The following is a 17,705-nucleotide window of genomic DNA, read 5'->3' as shown; positions in this document are numbered from 1 at the left end:
GCCGACCACGGAACCGGGATGTCAAAGGGAGGACCGCATATGAACTGCTTGCCAAGACGAATGCCGGGCTCCTGTTTGCGCCCGTTGGCGTGATCAGGAGACAGCGACTTACTCTTCTCTTATTTATTTACTTTCGTTCGATCAAGGAGATCATCATGAGCCAGTTCATCAACAACCCCGAGCACACCTTTGGTTTCGATACCCTGCAGCTTCATGTTGGCCAGGAGAGCGCCGACCCCGCATCCGACTCCCGCGCCGTGCCTATCTACCAGACCACGAGCTATGTGTTCCGCAACTCCCAGCACGCCGCCGACCGCTTTGGTCTTGCCGACGCCGGTAACATCTACGGCCGTCTGACCAACTCCACCCAGGGCGTCTTTGAGGACCGTATCGCCGCACTCGAGGGTGGCGTGGCCGGTCTTGCCGTCGCCTCCGGCGCTGCTGCCATCACCTATACCCTGCAGGCTCTTGCCCAGGCTGGTGACCACGTGGTGGCTCAGAAGACCATCTACGGTGGTTCCTACAACCTGCTCGAGCATACGCTCTCCCAGTTTGGCGTCGAGACCACGTTTGTCGATGCTCATAACCCGGAAGAGGTCGAGGGGGCCATCAAGGACAACACCACGGTCATCTATCTCGAGACGCTCGGCAACCCCAACTCTGACATCCCCAACATCGACGCCATCTCCAAGATCGCCAAGAAGCACGGTCTGCCGGTTGTCGTCGACAACACTTTCGGCACCCCGTATCTGTTCCGTCCGCTGGAGCATGGCGCCAACATCGTTGTCCACTCCGCAACCAAGTTCATCGGCGGCCACGGCACCTCGCTGGGCGGTGTGATCGTCGACGGCGGTAACTTCGATTGGAAGGCGAGCGGAAAGTACGCCCAGATCGCTGAGCCCAACCCCTCCTACCATGGTGTTTCGTTTGCCGAGGCTGCCGGTCCCGCCGCCTTCGCAACCTATGTCCGCGCCATCTTGCTGCGCGACGAGGGTGCCTGCATCAGCCCGTTCAACGCCTGGGTCCTGCTCCAGGGCGCCGAGACCCTGTCGCTGCGCGTCGACCGCCATGTCGAGAACACCAAGAAGGTCGTTGAGTTCCTGGCTGGTGACAGCCATGTCGCCAAGGTGAACCACCCGAGCCTGCCTGAGCACCCCGATCACGAGCTCTATCAGAAGTACTTCCCCAACGGCGGCGCTTCGATCTTCACCTTTGAGATTAAGGGTGGCCAGGAGGCAGCTTGGAAGTTCATCGATCATCTGCAGGTGTTCTCGCTGCTCGCCAACGTGGCCGACGTCAAGTCGCTCGTCGTGCACCCGGCTACCACCACGCACTCCCAGCTCTCTGCCGAGGAGCTCGCCGAGCAGAACATCACGCCCTCCACGATCCGTCTTTCCATCGGTACCGAGAACGCCGAGGACATCATTTGGGATCTGAAGCAGGCCTTCGCCGCGCTGGACGAGTAAGGCGACTTGTGCAAGGACCCCTTGCGACTCGATAGGTATAACTGCATAAAATGCCTGCTCAAGGCGCCTGTGCAAGCAATGGTTGCGCAGGCGCCTTTTTTGCATAGGAAGGGCGCTATTACAGGGTTTTTGGCATGCTTTATGCATTCGAGTTGTGGAAAACTCCTGTTGAGAGGATGTGAGTTTTACGCAATTGACGTGCGCCTTTTGAGTAAAACCGCAGGTCGCGATTTGCTCGAGGTACTATGCAGCGCGATCGAATCACACGCAGCTCAAACGCAGCAAAAACGCACTACGGAGGTTTCCAGCTACATGAGGATCGATTCACGAAAACCGAAAGCCGCTGCCCTTTCCGCCGCTCTGACCGTGGCACTTTTGGCGGGCGCCGGTGCAACTGATGCCCACGCCGCAACACTGTCCGATACGGTTGGATCTACGCCGTCCGAGACGACGCTGGTACAGCCCGTTGATTATCGCGGCGATGGTTATGGCTCTATGCAGGAGTGGAACGCCTCGATGGAGGCCAAGCGCGATTCCCTTGAAATGCGCGCTCAGATTATCCTAAACATGTATGGTGACTATGCCACCGATGACGAGCGCGCTGTGCTGCAGGGTTGTATCGATGGTGCGGGCAGCCTTTTGACGATGGGGGAGGTCGACGCGAAGTCGACCGAGCTCGATGAGCTGCGCACTGCGCTTGAGAATGCCAGGCGCGAAGCGCTCGAGGCCGCTGCCGCCGAGGCGGAGGCTGCCGAGGCCGCCCAGGCTTCGTACTACAACGCCGGTTACACTCCGTCCTACGCGTCTGCCGCGTCCTACGCGAACGGATCGGGCCTGACGCGCTCTGCGGGTGTCAATAACTACAACGGGCGCCGTGAGACCTATTACAGCAGCAATGTGCTTTATCACTATCGCACGGGCGAATGGACTCAGGATTCTGAGGGCTTCTGGCGCGATTCCGACGGCTATTACGTTGTTGCCGCGGGCGATATGGCCCAGGGCTCGACCTTTACGGGCTCCAAGGGTGATTGCAAGGTCTATGACTCCGGCTGCGCTGCCGGAACCACCGACTACTACACCGGTTGGTAGTTTTTCTGTATCACGGATATTTGGCGGACGGGCGTCTTTACCGAGCTTTAGGGCAACGTAAGGACGCCCGTTCTATGTATACGCTTGAGCTAACAGAGCCCTTACCGTGACGGTACGTCGCGCATATGGGCGCGGGGCACACTAGTTCATGAGAAATAAGGTCTTTCTCGTGGAGGAAGTGGTCTTGTGAACGCTCGAGATATCGCCGTTGCCGCCGTTGCATTGACGCTTGGTTGCCTTGGTCCTACGGCCGCGCTCGTCGCGGGCATGCAGGGGTCTTGTGGGGCTGCCTCTATCGTGGTCGGCGCGTTGATCGCGGCCACACTGCTGGGAAGCGCCGGTGTTGTCCTTTGTCGCGATGATGAGGACGAGGTTCCGGAGTCGCATCTCTAACTGTTGCGAAAATGACTGTTGGCCATGGCTGAACATGAAAACCGCACAAGGGGAGTGCCCTTTGCGGCGGTTTTTGCTATTGAGACTGTTGGATGCGGTGCGGCGGCGTTACCAGCTTGCCTCGATATCACGGATGCGCTGATAGAGCCATTCGTTCTGCGGCGCTTGGATATCGTGCTTGGCCGCGAGGCGGCGGACGGTGCCCGCGAACTCCTCGACCTCTGTTTTGCGCTGCGCGACGCGGTCCTGCGCCATCGAGGGCATGCCGGCGGGGTCGAGCCCCTCGATGAGATGCACCATCTGCGTTAGGTCTGCCTCGGTGAGCTCGATACCCTCGGCGTTGGCGACCGCAAGCGTTTCGCGCATGGCGGAAACAAAGCAGCGACGCTGCTCGGAGCCCGGCTCCGTGGCGCTTCCGTAGGTCCCGCCGTAGGCCATGCAGGTCTGGTTGATGCCGTCGTTGAGCATGAGTTTGGCCCACATGCGGTGGGCGATGTCGTCCTCGACGGTATGGGCGATGCCGCAGCGCGTGTAGAGCCCGTCGATAGCGGTGACGGTCGCGGGGTCCGTGCCGGCCGCCGCGCCAAAGCGGATCTCGCCCGCATTGGTAAAGGTGAGCGCGCCGTTGAGGAACACGGCGTCCATGCCCTGGCAGATACCAAGAACGGTATGCTCCCAGCCAAAGCGTTCGGCAATCTTTTGCTCGCTCGTAATGCCGTTGCACAGCGAGGCGATGAGCGTGTTGGGTCCCACGACACGCTCCATAGTCTTGAGTGCTTGGTCGAGACCGGTGGTCTTGACCGTCAGGATGACCAGATCGGCGGGCGCTGCCTCGCTGGCGCGGACGGACGTGAGATCGCAAGGCTTTCCGTTGACGGTGAGCGCATCGCCCGCGTGACGCTCAAAGCGGGCGTCATCCATAACGTATTCGACGGCGTCATTGCCGAGGGCCTTGGCAATCATGCTGCCGTAGAGCAGGCCGACGCCGCCCTTGCCGATAAAGGCGACCTTGTTGATCTGCATGCGAATCATCTCCTCACAAAAAGGCGCCCGCGTGCGGGGCGCCTGATGAATTGTATGCCGCCAGGGTGATTGGCGGGTGCGCGGGGCGGCTGTTATGAAAAAGAAACTATTGCGCTGTGCGCTTATGCCGCGGGGCAGACCGCAAAGACGCGGGCGGGGTATCCGACGCCATCGCGGACCTTGGGGAAGGTGCAGAAGATGACGGCACCCGTGGCGGGAAGCTCGTCCAGATGGTCCATGACTTCGATCTGATAGCGGTCGACCGAGAGGATGTATTGCTCGCCGGGATAGGGGTAGACGTCCTTGCGCGCGTGGTCATGCCCGGCTCCTTTCATCGGGCTTTTTGCTGATGTTAAAGCGGCGCCGTGACGGCTCGATTTCTACTACGTTACGATACGTTCTCGATTGCGATTCCAATGTGTTTCGATGGCGTGGCCGTTGTGTTTCGCCTCATTAGGGCTTCGATGGGAGGGGAGGGGCCGTGCAATATCGCGTTGACCCCAAAAGCGGCAACCGTATCTCGGCGTTGGGGCTGGGCTGCATGAGGTTTCCCGGTGCGCCGGGACGCCCGGATGCGAAGACAGCCGACGCCATCATCTCCCGTGCGGTGGAGCAGGGGATTAACTACCTGGACACGGCCTATCTCTATCCCGGCAACGAGGCTTGTGTGGGTGCGTCGCTTGAGCGCCTGGGCTTGCGCGACCAGGTTTTGCTCGCAACCAAGCTGCCGCATGCTTCGTGCAAATGCGCGGAGGATTTCGACCGGTTCTTCGACGAGCAACTGCGCCGCCTGCGGACCGACCATATCGACTATTACCTCATGCACAACATTACCTCGCCCGCCCAGTGGGAACGTGTGGTGGCGTTGGGCATCGAGGACTGGATCGCGCGTCAAAAGGCGGCGGGGCGCATTCGCCAGATTGGTTTTTCGTACCACGGCAGCGCGGCGGATTTCCTGACGATGCTCGATGCATATGAGTGGGACTTTTGCCAGATCCAGTACAATTACGCTGGAGAGCGATATCAGGCGGGAACAGCGGGGCTCATGGCCGCCGCCGAGCGAGGCCTCGCGGTGTTTGTGATGGAGCCACTGCTGGGCGGGCGTTTAGCGGGCAAGCTGCCGCCACGGGCCCGCGCTGTGCTCGATAGTGCCCGTGACACGCATTTGCGCACTCCTGCCGCCTGGGGTCTTTCGTGGGTCTGGAATCATCCTCAGGTGACGATGCTGCTTTCGGGTATGACCGATATCGCGCAGGTGGATGAGAACGCGGTGTTGGCCGATCGGGCCCTGCCGGATTCGATGACTGCCAACCAGCTCGACACGATCGCGCACGTGCTGGATGAGTTTGAAAAATCGAATCGCGTGCCCTGCACGGGATGCGGCTATTGCATGCCGTGCCCTAAAGGAATCAATATCCCTGGATGTTTTGCCGCCTACAACGCAAGCTATGCGCACAGCTGGTTTACGGGTCTATCGCAGTACTTTACGGCGAGCGCGGTGCGCACAAGCGAGGCCAAGCTGGTGAGCAATTGCGTCAAGTGCGGCAAATGCGCGCGCCACTGCCCACAGCATATCGATATCCCCGAGCGTCTCGATGACGTGCGCCGACGTTTCCAGCCTGGCCCCGTGACGGCAGTGCTTAAGGCCTTCGGCAAAACGCGCTCCTCGTGACCCTTTTATAACTTGCGCTGGAATAGTTCCTGCTTGCGGCAGAATAGGGCTTAAACAGGGACTATTCCACCGCAACTGAAGGGGGCTGTCGTGGGCCATCGGGATTCATGGGATGATTCGCGTGAGGTTCGTTGGGGCATTTTGGGCGCTGGGCACATTTCTCATCGATTTGCATCGTCGCTCAAGAAGGTCGACGGGGCACGGCTGGTGGCTGCGGCCGGCCGCACTCCTGCACATGTCGAGGAATTTTGCCGAGCGTTTTCGATTGATGCTGCGCATGGCCATGCCTCGGTCGACGATAACGGCGATGCGGCTTATGACGCGCTGATTGCCGACCCCGATGTCGACGCAATTTACTTGGCTCTTCCGCATGGCATGCATACGCGTTGGGCCTGTCGCGCGCTGTGCGCCGGAAAGGCCGTGCTGTGCGAAAAGCCGGCCGTTTTGAGTGAGGAAGAGGCTCTCTCGATTGCCTCCACCTCTCGCGAGCGCGGCGTGCTGTTTATGGAGGCGATGAAGAATCGGTTTTGCCCGATGCGCACTCGCGTGAAGGACTTGCTTGCGTCGGGTGAGCTTGGCCGTATTGTCTCGATTGAAAGCGTGCAAAAGCTCGATTACGGCGAGTCTCCTTCAGACTATCTGCTTGATCCGTTGCAGGGCGGCTGTCTATATGACATGGGCTGCTATGCAGTCGGTTGGTTTGAGGATTTGCTCGCGGGCGCTTGCGAGGTTTCGTCTCGTGAAGTTCGCTGGCGTGACGTATCGGGCGGCCGCGTCGATTGGGCCGACGAGATCCATATGAGCGTCGACGGTATACCCATTCATATGGTGTGCGACGGCAAAGCAACATATGAAAGCCGCTTAACGATTGCCTGTGAGCGGGGCTCGTTGGAAATCGAGCGGCTCCATCGCCCCGAGCTCGCTCATGTGAAGTATTCCGACGGTCGGATACTCGAAATCGATGCACCATTTGAGGTCGATGATTTTTACGGTGAGGCGTCGCATGCGACGCAGCTCATTCAGGCGGGGAAACTCGAAAGCCCCATCATGTCCCTAGCCGCCACACAGCGCTGTGCGCACATCATCGATGCGATTCGCTTGAAACTTTAGGGCGTGGGGGCATGGCGCCAGCGCTTGGAATGCCTGGAGGCCTTTGCTCCTGATGCCCCTTTTATAACTTGCGGTGGAATACGGTCTGCTTGCGCCAAAATAGGGCACCAATAGACCGTATTTCACCGCAACTGATGAAGAGGGAGCTGGAGATGCTGACGATTGGGTGCCATCTTTCGACGACGAAGGGCTATCGGGCAATGGGGGAGACGGCGTTGTCCATTGGCGCCAATACCTTTGCATTCTTTACGCGCAACCCGCGCGGTGGCAAGGCAAAAGACCTTGACATGGATGACGTGGCGGCTCTGCGCGAGCTTATGGCGCAAAACGACTTTGGACCGCTGGTGGCGCATGCCCCGTATACCTATAACCCCTGCTCCGCTAAGGAGCGGGCGCGCGAGTTTGCCTTGGAGGCTATGGCGGAAGATTTGCAGCGTCTGGAAGCGCTGCCCGGCAACTACTACAACTTCCATCCCGGTGCGCATGTGGGACAGGGCTCCGACGTCGGCATTCAGATGATTGTCGACACGCTGTGCCAGGTGATGTTTGAGGGGCAGCAGACGACGGTATTACTCGAGACCATGGCAGGAAAGGGCACCGAGGTGGGCCGTAGCTTTGAAGAACTGGCGTGCATTATCGAGGGCGTTGCCGCCAAGCGCCCAGAGCTGTCCGAAAAGCTGGGCGTTTGTTTGGACACCTGCCATGTGAGCGATGCCGGCTACGACATCATCCATGATCTGGACGACGTACTCGACGAGTTCGACCGCGTGGTGGGTATCGATCGCTTACATGCCGTACACATCAACGATTCGAAGAACCCTTGTGGCGCCCATAAAGATCGTCACGAGTGCATCGGCAAGGGATACCTTGGCAGCGAGGAATTTGGTGGCGGTATGCAGGTTATGCAGAATATTGTATCGAATGGCCGTTTGCGTTCGCTGCCGTTTATTTTGGAGACTCCGAACGAACTTGCAGGTTATGCAGCTGAAATTAGACTATTAAGGTCATTGCAGCAGTAATGACTGTTACAAAGTGGAGTGTTCCATTCACGTTATGGGTTTGTTTCAATCAGTTTTCTCATTGCAGATTCGTAATTCCGGGTGCATAATAGCCAACAGTTTTTGCAGACCTCTGAATCAAACGAGGTCACCGGAAGGAGACTGATTATGAAGCTGAAGAAGCTTGGCGCATTTGCCGCCACAGGCGCCATGGCGCTCGCCCTCGCACTGACGGGCTGCGGCTCGTCCAACGCCACCTCTGGTTCTGATGCCGGTTCCAGCAGCTCTGACGACGCTAAGGTCGAGAAGGTCGACGGCTCCAAGGAGTACGCGCTCGTCAAGGACGGTACACTGACCGTCGGCACCTCTGCCGAGTACGCTCCGTTTGAGTACAAGGATGACAACGGCGATTATCAGGGCTTTGACCTTGAGCTCATCAAGGCTATCGGCGACAAGCTGGGCCTGGATGTCGAGTATGTCAACAATGACTTTGACACGCTGGTTCCGGGCGTCGCTTCGGGCGCCAAGTATGACGTTTCCATCGCGGCTATCACCGACACGCCCGAGCGTGAGAAGGAAGTCACTTTCTCTGATTCCTATTACATGGACGATCAGGCTATCGTGACCAAGGTCGATAACACCGACATCACGGCCGACAACTACAGCGAGAAGCTCAACAACGCTGACGCTACCATCATCGTCCAGTCTGGCTCGACCGCCGAGGCCTTTGCCCAGGAGAACTTCCCCAAGGCCAAGATCGTCCCCTACAAGGACGCTACCGAGTGCTTCAGCGCCCTGCAGTCCGATAAGGGCGACGCCGTAGTCACCAACCGCTCCGTTGCCAGCCAGCTGACCGCCGAGCAGTTCAACACCTGCCAGACCATCAGGCAGATCAGCACCGGCGAGGAGTACGCCATCGCCATCAACCAGGGCAACACCAAGCTCAAGGACGACATCAACCAGGCCATCAAGGACCTGACTGATGACGGTACCGTTGACGCCCTCATGGCTAAGTACAACATCAAGTAAAATAGCTACTTGATTGCGCGCGGGCCCTTTCCGTTTTGGCGGAGAGGGCCTTTGCGCTTCTCTTGACGGAGAGCTTTTCCGTCTCGTTTTGCCGGCAACTTCTACGATAGGAGCCACCTTGTCTCGACTGAACAAAGGGGCCGCGGAGCAGCGTTTTCCACTGCCCTCGATGCTCCAAAAGCTGGCCTGTGCCCTGGCTGTGGCGCTCGCCCTGGTATGCGCGGGGGCCTGCGTGCCCACGACCGCCCAGGCGCTTGAGACCGCAAAGATTACCGCCCGACCCAATACCGGTTCGGGTAGCGATGTGGTCGGCGGCACCGAGACGCGCATCACTTGGGAAGTTCAGGCCGATGCCGACGAGGAGCTGAGCGGTCTTTCGCTGACGTTTGTCGACGGCACGACGTTTGGTACCGATGACACGCGATTGACGATGCTCTCGGGCGAGGACCTCATGGATCGTACGCCCATGAAGCCCACGTGCAAGGCTGACGGCCAGACGCTCAAGATTGACTTTGGCGAGACGGCGCCTGCCGGCGGTTTTTTCCGTGTCGAGGTTTACGGTGTGACGTTTCCCGTCGAGGGCGGCGATGAGGCCTTTAGCGGCACCTATACGCTCGCCGACGGTTCGACCAAGAAGATTTCCAAGATTCCTCCCGTCGAGATTAAGGGCGTGACGGCCTTCGATAACTTCCTGGCCGACCTTAAGGAGCAGCCGTGGGTCGAGGCCTGGAACTCCAATATGTTTCTGCGCTTGTTCTTAAACCCGGTCATTTTGGTCCAAAGCCTGCCGATCGTCTTTAAGGGCTTCCTCATGTCGCTCTCGATCGTGCTCGTGGCGTTTCCGCTGGCAATCCCCTTTGGCTTTGCCTTGTCGCTCATGCGCATCTCCAAGTCGCGCATCCTGCGTTGCCTTGCCGGCATCTATGTGAATATCATTCGCGGTACGCCGGCGTTCCTGCAGATCTATATCGCGTTCTTCGGTCTGCCGTTGGCCGGCGTCAAGGTGGACGACTATGTCTTGGGCGTCATCGTCATGGCCATGAACTCGTCTGCGTACCTGTGCGAGATCTTCCGTGCCGGTATTCAATCGATCCCCAAGGGCCAAAACGAGGCTGCTCGCTCTCTGGGCATGAATGCCTTCCAGACGCTGCTCTACGTTATGATTCCGCAGACGTTCCGCAATGTTTTGCCTACGCTGACCAGCGAGTTTATCTTGCTTTACAAGGATACGTCGCTGCTTGCCGCCGTGGGTGTGGTCGAGATCGTCATGAACGCCCGTACCATCGTGGCCACGACGGGCTCCATTACACCGTACGTGGTTGCCGCCCTGTTCTATCTGGTCATCACCCTGCCGCTTGCGCGCTTGGTGAGCGGTCTTGAGGCGAGACTGCTGGGTACGGCCGAAACCAAAAAGAAGCGTCCCACCAAGAGCGCCGGGCAGGTTGTCGCGACGCCTGCCGATCACATCGCCGGTCTGTAAGGAGGTCCTATCATGAGCGAAACCAATAACTCGAACGAGGTTGTCGTCAGTATCAAGAACCTCCAGAAAGCCTTTGGCGATAACGTGGTCCTGCGCGATATCGATCTGGATGTGCACAAGGGCGAGGTCGTTGTGGTCTTGGGCCCCTCGGGTTCGGGCAAGTCGACGATGCTTCGCTGCATTAACCGTCTTGAGGAGCCCACGAGTGGTTCGATTGTCGTCGAGGGTGTGGATGTGTGCGCCAAGGGCGTTGACCTCAATAAGGTGCGCACGCACCTGGGCATGGTGTTTCAGCAGTTCAACCTGTTCCCGCATCTGTCGGTCAAAAAGAACGTCATGCTTGCGCAGCAAAAGGTGCTCAAGCGCAGCAAGGAAGAGGCCGAGAAGATTGCCATCGAGGAGCTGACCAAGGTCGGCCTGGCCGAGCGCATCGATTTTATGCCGAGTCAGCTTTCGGGCGGTCAGCAGCAGCGCGTGGCCATCGCCCGCGCCCTGTCGATGAATCCGCACGTGATGCTCTTTGACGAGGCCACGTCGGCGCTCGATCCTGAGCTTGTCCGCGATGTATTGGGCGTCATGCGCGATCTTGCGCATGACGGTATGACCATGATCGTGGTGACGCACGAGATGGGCTTTGCCCGCGACGTCGCCGACCGCGTCGTCTTTATGGACGGCGGCGTTATCGTGGAGGATGGCACGCCGAGCGAGGTCTTCGACCATCCTAAGAGCGAGCGCACCAAGGCGTTCCTGGGCAATATCTCGTAGCCGCTTTATATGACTGACATAGCAGAAAACGGGAGCCGGATGTGATCCGGCTCCCGTTTTTGTTGGGACGCGAATGTGTTTTGGCGCAGAGCGCGTTACGGGCGGAGCTCATTGCCGCTAGGCGAGCTCGGCTCCAAGGGCGCGGCAGGCCGCCTCGCCCTCATCGTCGGGGGCGTCGTAACAGATGACGGAGTCGACCACGTTGACGCCTGCCTCGTCGGCGTCCGCCTTCCAATTGTCCATCCATTCGCCTTCGGCCCACGAATAAGAGCCAAAGAGGACGACCTTCTTGTCGCCGAGGGTCTCCTTGACTTCGTCCCACATCGGTTGGAACTCATCGTATTCAAGCTCCTCGGAGCCCATGGCGGGGCAACCGAAGGCGAAGGCATCATAGTCGGCGGCCTTGTCGGCAGAGAAGTCGGCGCAGGGGATGACTTCGGCCTCGGCGCCCGCGGACGTGGTGCCTTCGGCGACAAAGTTTGCCATGGCCTCGGTGTTGCCCGTGCCGCTCCAATAGACGACGGCGATCTTGCTCATGTTGAGTCCTTTCGGTTGTGCGGTGTGCGGCCGCGGTTTGTACGTTCTATCGGGTCGCCTGGGCAAGTTGCGCCAAGCTGCAGCCCTGCTGATAGATAAAGGTGAGGTGTTGGGTGCAGGCACGGTACGCATCAAACGTCGCAAGCGCCTGCTCGACATTCGTATAGACCTTCCAGGCTCCAAAGATCTTGTAGTTCTCGCCACGCTGGGCGATGAACTCGTATACGTCGTCGTAGGGGTACCCCAGGAAGTAGCCAATTTCGTGTGGAAACTCGCAGGTGCAGCCGTTGTCGCAGTGTGCTTGATGGTCCAATGCGCATCGGGTTTGGCCGCATGCGCATTCCGCGGCGTTATTGCTTGCGAGCGTGATGCGCGATGCCAGGTGCACAAGACATGCCGAGAGGTTGCCGGTGTCGTAGCCCTCCTTGGCGAGTGCCGTTTTGGCGCGCGGGTCAGCAAGGTAAGTGGCGAGGCTATTGGGCCGATATGCGTATACGAGCGCCCCGCAGGGGCGCCAGACCAAAACGCTCAGATGGATGCCGAACGGATTAAGCTCGCGGTTGCACCGGGCGATAACGTTGAGCAGGCGTGCTCGGCGATCCTCGATCGCCGCAGTTACGCTTGAGCCGTCTTGATCGACATAGACTCCTGGATAGGTAAAGAGCGATGCCGGTTTGATGCCCGCGAGCGTGGGGGAGCAGTTGCGCACGACTGCCGCCTGAAACGTTGGGATGTCTATGGTTCGAGTCACGACGCTCCTTACGGATCTAAACTGTTAGCCTAGGAAAACTTATACACGAAAGTAAGCCTTGGTCAACTAAAAAGTTTGAAGAGGGAAACTAATTGACCGAACGGACATGATTTTGGGTTAAGATGGGGACACCCCATGGGGGTATCTAGATAGGGCTACTTGAAAGGGGAGCGCATGAGTGACTTACTCAACCCTGCGAATCTCATCGTGCTGGCCGTCATTGCCGTCGGCATGTTTTTTGGACTGCGTCGCATTGCCGCTTCGACACACGGAAAGAGTTGCTGCAGTGATGGCGCGAGCGGCAAGAAAGCCAAGAAGGTTGTGGTGGCAGACACCGACGAGTCCCACTACCCCTATCGTGAGGAGCTGCTTATCGGCGGCATGAGCTGCGACGGCTGCGCTCAGAATGTGACGAATGCCCTCAATACGCTTGACGGCGTGTGGGCAACGGTAACGTATGCGGATCACACGGCACGCGTACGCTCGAAGCGCCCGGTTGATCGCGACACACTCGAGACGGCGGTGAGGGGTGCGGGCTATTACGTTATGAAAATGTAGGCGTTGCCCTCTCCGGTGGGTACCAGCCTCCTGCCCATTGCGACTATTGGCATCCAAAAATTTGCGCAAAAATAACCTTTAGATGCGGCAAAAGTGGAGTTTGGTGACGGTTTGCGCGGAATTCGCTACCAATCGAGCATCTATGAACCCGTCCAAAAAATTACAGGTGTATATTTATACACTGATTATTGCTGTGCTCAGATTGCAATTAACCGTGGACAGAAATGAAGAATGCTAAAACTGGGCTTTAGGACAGGGGAGGCTATAACCTTATGAGACGAGTGGGAACACTTGGCTTGGTGGCAGCGCTTGCCGCTATCTTGGTATCGCCGCTGCCGGCGCACGCCGAAGACGCATCGGGTGCCGTTACCTACAATGCGGGAAATGGGTATTCCTTTGAGAAGCTCTCGCATCCTACGGTAGGAACGTCGCAGCCGGATGGCATCGTCGACTACCAGGGTGACGGTGCCGTTGCCGTTCCGGGCGCCGATGGTAACACGGCCAACAACGAAGGCGATCGAGGCCAGAGCTACACTTGGGCGGCTGCGAGCTATGGTGACTGGCTTTATGTGGGCACCTGCTATGCGGCGATGGGCAACACGCTTACGCTCATGAACGGCACGCTGGGCGATTCCTTTGATGCCGAGACCATGCGCCTGACGCTGGAGGCCATGTTTAACGGCACCTTCTTCTATGGACAGCAGAAGGAGGACGGCACGGCCGACAAGGACAGCGGCGGCATCTTGGTCAAGATCAATACCAAGACCGGTGAGACCAAGCTGCTGCTCTCTGAATCGCTCAACGGCGTTGGCCCTTTGTTCCGCAATGCCGTGAGCTATAAGGGCAAGCTCTATTTCTGCGGCAGCGTCAGGACCAATGGCGGCAAAAGCGGCCTGCCTGCTGTATATGAGATCGATCCTAAGACGGATGAGTACAAAGTTGTCTATCAGGGGCTTTCGAGCATGCAGGATTACGGTGCTGCCTACAAGCAGGGCATCTCAACCGGTATCCGCGGCATGTGTGTCCATGATGGCCAGCTCGTCATCAGTAATGTGGGTAAAGACGCGGCCGGTAACTTTGTGTCGACAATTCTGACGTCGTCTGACCCGTCGAAGGGCCAGGACAGCTTCACCGAGATTGCCAACTCGGGCACGCTGTTTGGCTATCCGGCGATTCGCTATCAGGACAGCATCTACGGCGGTGCCATTTGGGATATGGTCTCGTACAATGGCCATCTCTATGCGACCATCTGCACCGGTACGCCCGAGAACGCTCCCGATGATAATTCCATGCAGTCGTTTGCCATGGTCCGTGGCGACAAGAACGCCGACGGCAGCTATACGTGGACTCCGATTGTCGGCGACCAGGAGGCGGACGGTGCAAGGTACTGCTTTGGCATCGATCCTGCCCGTACCCGTTCTGGCGCTGCCAACCTCATCGTCTACAACGACTACCTCTATATCGGTGAATACAACGACGAGGAGATTGCTCTCGAGCGCATCCTGTTCAACAAATCAAACACCGAAGAGGGCGGCAAGAGCAGCATGGGCGGCGTTGACTGCTCGTTTGTGAATGCCAATCTTGAGCAGTCGGTCAACATCTATCGCATGGACAAGGACGAGAACATGGAGCTCGTCGTTGGCGATCGCACCGACATGTTCCCCGATGGCGGTATTTCCGGCCTGACTTCGGGCTTTGGCCGAAACGAGAACCAGTACATTTGGCGCATGCAGAAGTTCGACGGCAAGCTGTATATCGGTACCTTTGATACCGCGAGCCTGCTTGAGCCGATCGGCCAGTTCTCCAATGGCGACATTATCGATATGACGCCCGAGGAGTGGGCCTCTCAGGTTCAGCGCCTTAGGGACCTGCTCAATCACCTGCTCGACAAGAAATCGCCTGACGACCCCATCGTTCCCGTGAACACGCTTGCGGACGATGATTCAAACGAGGCCGTCGAGGTCGATGACGAGAAGACCGAGGTCGCTAAGGGCTTTGGCGACCTGAGCGATGCGCTGGAGGATGCCGCGGGCGACCTTTGCGATCAGGCCGCGACGATGTCCCAGGACGTTGAGGACGACGCCGCTTACGTCCAGAAGATCGATGGCGAGATCGCGTACTTCAAGTCCTTTGCCGACCAGTATCAGGACATGCTCGATAGCTATGAGAGCCTGAAGCAGCAGTACGAGGATGCCTATGGCACCGAGCTGCCGGGCGATATTCAGGATGCGCTCGATAAGCTGCTGAGTGCGGAGAACCTCAAGAAGTTGCAGAGTGTCCTTACGTGCATGTACTACCTGCGCGATGCCGAGCGCGGCTTTGATATGTATGTGACCGAGGACGGCGTGAACTTTACGACGCTGACGACTAACGGCTTTAACGATCCGTATAACCATGGTCTGCGCACCTTTGCGGTGACCAACCAGGGTCTGTGCCTTGGTACCGCCAACCCGTTCTATGGTTGCCAGGTTTGGATCCAGCGCAAGGAGAATTCGGAGAATCCGATTGATCCCGGTACTCCGGATCCGACGAAACCCACCGATCCTTCGCAGCCGGGTGGCGGCAATCAGCCTGGTGGCAGCCAGACGGGCGGCAACGACCAGTCGAGCAGCACCGCGACGACCGTTTCGACGACCGCTAAGAAGACTCCGAAGGACGGCTCGCTGCCTCACGCTGGCGACTCGACCCTCACGCTGGTCTTGGGATTGCTGGTTGCAGCTGCCGCAGTGCTTGGCATTGCTCTCGTCTTGCGCAAGCGTTCTCGTTGCTAGGCTCGACCACGCAGTTCGATGCCTTGGATATCGTCGAAGTTGATAGCGATATCCCTGAGTTTGAGCAGCTTGAATGCGGGTAACACTTCGTCGAGAATGCCCGTGCGGCTACGATAGCCGTACATATCGTAATAGGTGACGCGCACCAGGTCGCCGCGTTTGAGGCCCTCGAGCTTTTTCGAAAGCTCGAGGGCTTTTTCTTCCGTGAGTTCGCATTTGGGCTCAACAGTGATCTCCTGCTTGCGCACGAGCTCGTAGTATCCCGTGAGGGCGGCAAAGGGCATAAACTGTGCGGCACGGCCGGCGCGGACGGCGCCGTTGGCGGTGAGCTTGGGGTCGGCGGATCGACGTCTTCCCTCGGGGTCCGCTAGACGTTCAAAAGGCGTCGGTGGCCGCATCGGCTGTTGTTGGGACTTAGGCACGATGTCCTCCTACCTGATCGTTGCGTTCGCGTGCGGTGGCGCCGGCGGTGAAGCTTAATCCCTTGACGAGCGCGTTCTTGCCGTACTTGCCCTTCACGGCCAGGACGGCGCGCGCCAGGTCGCGCTCGCGCTCATCGGCCTTAACATCGCTGAACAGGTCGATAGTGGCAAATTCCTCGGGCATGAGGTTGCCAAATCCCAGGTTGATGCGCTTGATCGGTCGTTTGGGATCGACAGTCTGCGCCCAGAGCTCATCGAAATAGCCCATGATCTTCTTAAACGAATTGGTGCGCTCGGGCAGCTTGCGCGAGGCGTTGGAGTGCGCAAAGAGCGCGGCATAGCCACCACGCGGCTTGCCGCCGTGTTCGCCCACAAAGATGCCGTCAATCGCCTGTGCCTCTCGCACCAAACGTCGGCGTTCGTCGTCGCGTTGGATGGGCTTGGGCGCGCGGGGCGCGAGCTCGGGGCCGTCGGTTGCGGCGGGTTCGATGCTCGACGTGCTCGAACGCAAATGCCCGCATCCGTCTACATATTGCGCTGTGCCGCTGGCGTCGAGGCGGCGTATGTCGGCGCGCTCGCTCGCGTAGCCTACAAAGAGCGAGATGCTGTTGCAGACCACGTGCTTATCGACCAAGTCCAGCACAGCGTTGTCGACCATCTCGCGCAAGACGGTGTAGGCCTGCTCGTAGGCATAACCCTTCGAGAGCACCTGTCCTGTGGTGGTCGAAGTTGCTTGCGGGCGATAGGCTTGGATATCGGCGATGGTTGTCGGCTCGCGTCCGAAGGCGTGGTCGATGAGATATTCGGCATTGACGCCGAGTTCGTCGTAGAGCAGGTTCTCGTCGAGTGCGGCGACGCCCATCAGGTCGTATACCCCGTACTTTTCGAGTCGTGCTGCCACGCCGGGGCCGATGCCCCAGATATCGGTGATGGGACGATGGGGCCAGATTTCCTTGCGAAAGGTCTCATCGTCGAGTATGCCGATGCGGCTGGGTACGTGCTTGGCGGTGATATCGAGTGCAACTTTGGCCTGGAATAGGTTGGGGCCGATGCCGACCGTCGCCGTGATGCCGGTGCGCGCCAGGACCTCGTCGCGCAACATGCAGGCGAAGCCTTCCGCGTCGGTGTGATAGAGGTCCAGATAGGGTGTCACGTCGATAAAGCACTCGTCAATTGAGTAGACGTGAACGTCTTGCGGACTGACGTATTCCAGGTAGATACCGTAGATCTGCGCCGACACCTCCATGTAGTGCTGCATGCGCGGTACGGCCTTGATGTAGTCGATGCCGTCGGGAATCTCGAATAGGCGGCAGCGGTTGTGAATACCTAAGTCCTTCATGGCCTGCGTGATGGCGAGGCAGATGGTCGTGCGTCCGCGCGATTCGTCGGCAACGACTAGGTTGGTGGTGAGCGGATCGAGCCCACGGTCGACGCACTCGACGCTGGCATAAAACGTCTTGAGGTCGATGCAGATATAGGTGTGCTGCTCGTGCGCCATCCGTGTCCCTCCATCAAACACATGTTCTTATCGAATATCTGTTCGATAATACCCGCTCGTCCGGACATCGTCAAAACCTGTTCCTTTTTGCCAGGTATAGTCGTGCAACTGCATCGGGTTTTAACGCAGCTCTAAAGAGTGCG

17 protein-coding genes are annotated in these 17,705 nt (G+C 58.5%); 11 read left to right on the top strand and 6 right to left on the bottom strand.

All coding sequences use genetic code 11. The features are described from left to right. Positions 1–155: 155 nt before the first annotated feature. The 3 genes from AB5202_RS04050 to AB5202_RS04040 all read left to right on the top strand — a co-directional run bounded on the left by AB5202_RS04050 (position 156) and on the right by AB5202_RS04040 (position 2,948). On the top strand, positions 156–1,466 hold the full coding sequence (locus AB5202_RS04050) for an O-acetylhomoserine aminocarboxypropyltransferase/cysteine synthase family protein (protein ID WP_368143589.1): 1,311 nt from the start codon (positions 156–158) through the stop codon (positions 1,464–1,466). A gap of 312 nt (positions 1,467–1,778) precedes the next feature. Then, entirely contained in the window at positions 1,779–2,555 is a 777-nt protein-coding gene (locus AB5202_RS04045) for a hypothetical protein (protein WP_368143590.1), read from the top strand. A 186-nt stretch (positions 2,556–2,741) separates the two neighbouring features. Further along, a complete protein-coding gene (locus tag AB5202_RS04040) occupies positions 2,742–2,948 on the top strand; it encodes a hypothetical protein (RefSeq protein WP_147336372.1) in 207 nt (68 codons plus the stop codon). Between the two features lie 108 nt (positions 2,949–3,056). On the opposite strand, the gene AB5202_RS04035 is transcribed toward AB5202_RS04040, so the two are convergent. Both AB5202_RS04035 and AB5202_RS04030 read right to left on the bottom strand, forming a co-directional pair. Then, positions 3,057–3,971 (bottom strand): ketopantoate reductase family protein, encoded by a 915-nt coding sequence (locus AB5202_RS04035; protein WP_368143591.1) that lies wholly within the window; start codon positions 3,969–3,971, stop codon positions 3,057–3,059. A 122-nt stretch (positions 3,972–4,093) separates the two neighbouring features. Continuing rightward, a complete protein-coding gene (locus tag AB5202_RS04030) occupies positions 4,094–4,306 on the bottom strand; it encodes a cyclase family protein (protein WP_368143592.1) in 213 nt (70 codons plus the stop codon). Between the two features lie 146 nt (positions 4,307–4,452). On the opposite strand from AB5202_RS04030, the gene AB5202_RS04025 reads away from it, so the two are divergent. The 6 genes from AB5202_RS04025 (at position 4,453) to AB5202_RS04000 (ending at position 11,025) form a co-directional block, all read left to right on the top strand. Further along, on the top strand, positions 4,453–5,643 hold the full coding sequence (locus tag AB5202_RS04025; protein WP_368143593.1) for an aldo/keto reductase: 1,191 nt from the start codon (positions 4,453–4,455) through the stop codon (positions 5,641–5,643). 90 nt (positions 5,644–5,733) lie between these two features. After that, positions 5,734–6,753 (top strand): Gfo/Idh/MocA family protein, encoded by a 1,020-nt coding sequence (locus AB5202_RS04020; protein ID WP_195363519.1) that lies wholly within the window; start codon positions 5,734–5,736, stop codon positions 6,751–6,753. Between the two features lie 152 nt (positions 6,754–6,905). Further along, the gene (locus tag AB5202_RS04015) at positions 6,906–7,772 is read left to right on the top strand and encodes a deoxyribonuclease IV (protein ID WP_195245742.1); all 867 of its coding nucleotides are present in this window, start codon (positions 6,906–6,908) and stop codon (positions 7,770–7,772) included. Positions 7,773–7,919: 147 nt separating this feature from the next. Further along, complete coding sequence (locus AB5202_RS04010) at positions 7,920–8,780, top strand: ABC transporter substrate-binding protein (protein ID WP_368143594.1); 861 nt, start codon at positions 7,920–7,922, stop codon at positions 8,778–8,780. Positions 8,781–8,898: 118 nt separating this feature from the next. Further along, a complete protein-coding gene (locus AB5202_RS04005; RefSeq protein WP_368143595.1) occupies positions 8,899–10,260 on the top strand; it encodes an ABC transporter permease subunit in 1,362 nt (453 codons plus the stop codon). Positions 10,261–10,272: 12 nt separating this feature from the next. After that, positions 10,273–11,025 carry an amino acid ABC transporter ATP-binding protein gene (locus AB5202_RS04000; RefSeq protein ID WP_117745860.1) on the top strand — a complete coding sequence of 251 codons (753 nt, stop codon included), beginning with the start codon at positions 10,273–10,275 and terminating at the stop codon, positions 11,023–11,025. A gap of 117 nt (positions 11,026–11,142) precedes the next feature. On the opposite strand, the gene AB5202_RS03995 is transcribed toward AB5202_RS04000, so the two are convergent. Beyond that, positions 11,143–11,562, bottom strand: coding sequence for a flavodoxin (locus AB5202_RS03995; protein WP_368143596.1), 420 nt, complete (start codon positions 11,560–11,562; stop codon positions 11,143–11,145). 46 nt (positions 11,563–11,608) lie between these two features. Continuing rightward, entirely contained in the window at positions 11,609–12,313 is a 705-nt protein-coding gene (locus AB5202_RS03990) for a DUF3793 family protein (RefSeq protein WP_368143597.1), read from the bottom strand. Between the two features lie 174 nt (positions 12,314–12,487). Here AB5202_RS03990 and AB5202_RS03985 point away from each other — a divergent pair, with 174 nt between their 5' ends. Together AB5202_RS03985 and AB5202_RS03980 are read left to right on the top strand one after the other, a co-directional pair. After that, positions 12,488–12,871 carry a heavy-metal-associated domain-containing protein gene (locus tag AB5202_RS03985; protein WP_368143598.1) on the top strand — a complete coding sequence of 128 codons (384 nt, stop codon included), beginning with the start codon at positions 12,488–12,490 and terminating at the stop codon, positions 12,869–12,871. 272 nt (positions 12,872–13,143) lie between these two features. Continuing rightward, positions 13,144–15,642, top strand: coding sequence for a hypothetical protein (locus AB5202_RS03980; RefSeq protein ID WP_368143599.1), 2,499 nt, complete (start codon positions 13,144–13,146; stop codon positions 15,640–15,642). On the opposite strand, the gene AB5202_RS03975 is transcribed toward AB5202_RS03980, so the two are convergent. Together AB5202_RS03975 and AB5202_RS03970 are read right to left on the bottom strand one after the other, a co-directional pair. Then, a complete protein-coding gene (locus AB5202_RS03975; RefSeq protein WP_368143600.1) occupies positions 15,639–16,064 on the bottom strand; it encodes a hypothetical protein in 426 nt (141 codons plus the stop codon). The two genes, AB5202_RS03980 and AB5202_RS03975, sit on opposite strands and share 4 nt — an antisense overlap. After that, positions 16,057–17,562, bottom strand: coding sequence for a Y-family DNA polymerase (locus AB5202_RS03970; protein WP_368143601.1), 1,506 nt, complete (start codon positions 17,560–17,562; stop codon positions 16,057–16,059). The genes AB5202_RS03975 and AB5202_RS03970 overlap by 8 nt, the downstream gene beginning before the upstream one ends. Between the last annotated feature and the right edge of the window lie 143 nt (positions 17,563–17,705).

Origin of the sequence: Collinsella aerofaciens (assembly GCF_040915545.1) — a bacterium.
Taxonomy (GTDB): Bacteria; Actinomycetota; Coriobacteriia; order Coriobacteriales; family Coriobacteriaceae; genus Collinsella; species Collinsella aerofaciens_BE.
The sequence above is the reverse complement of the archived record's forward strand: the minus strand, read 5'-3'. Positions and strand labels throughout refer to the sequence as shown.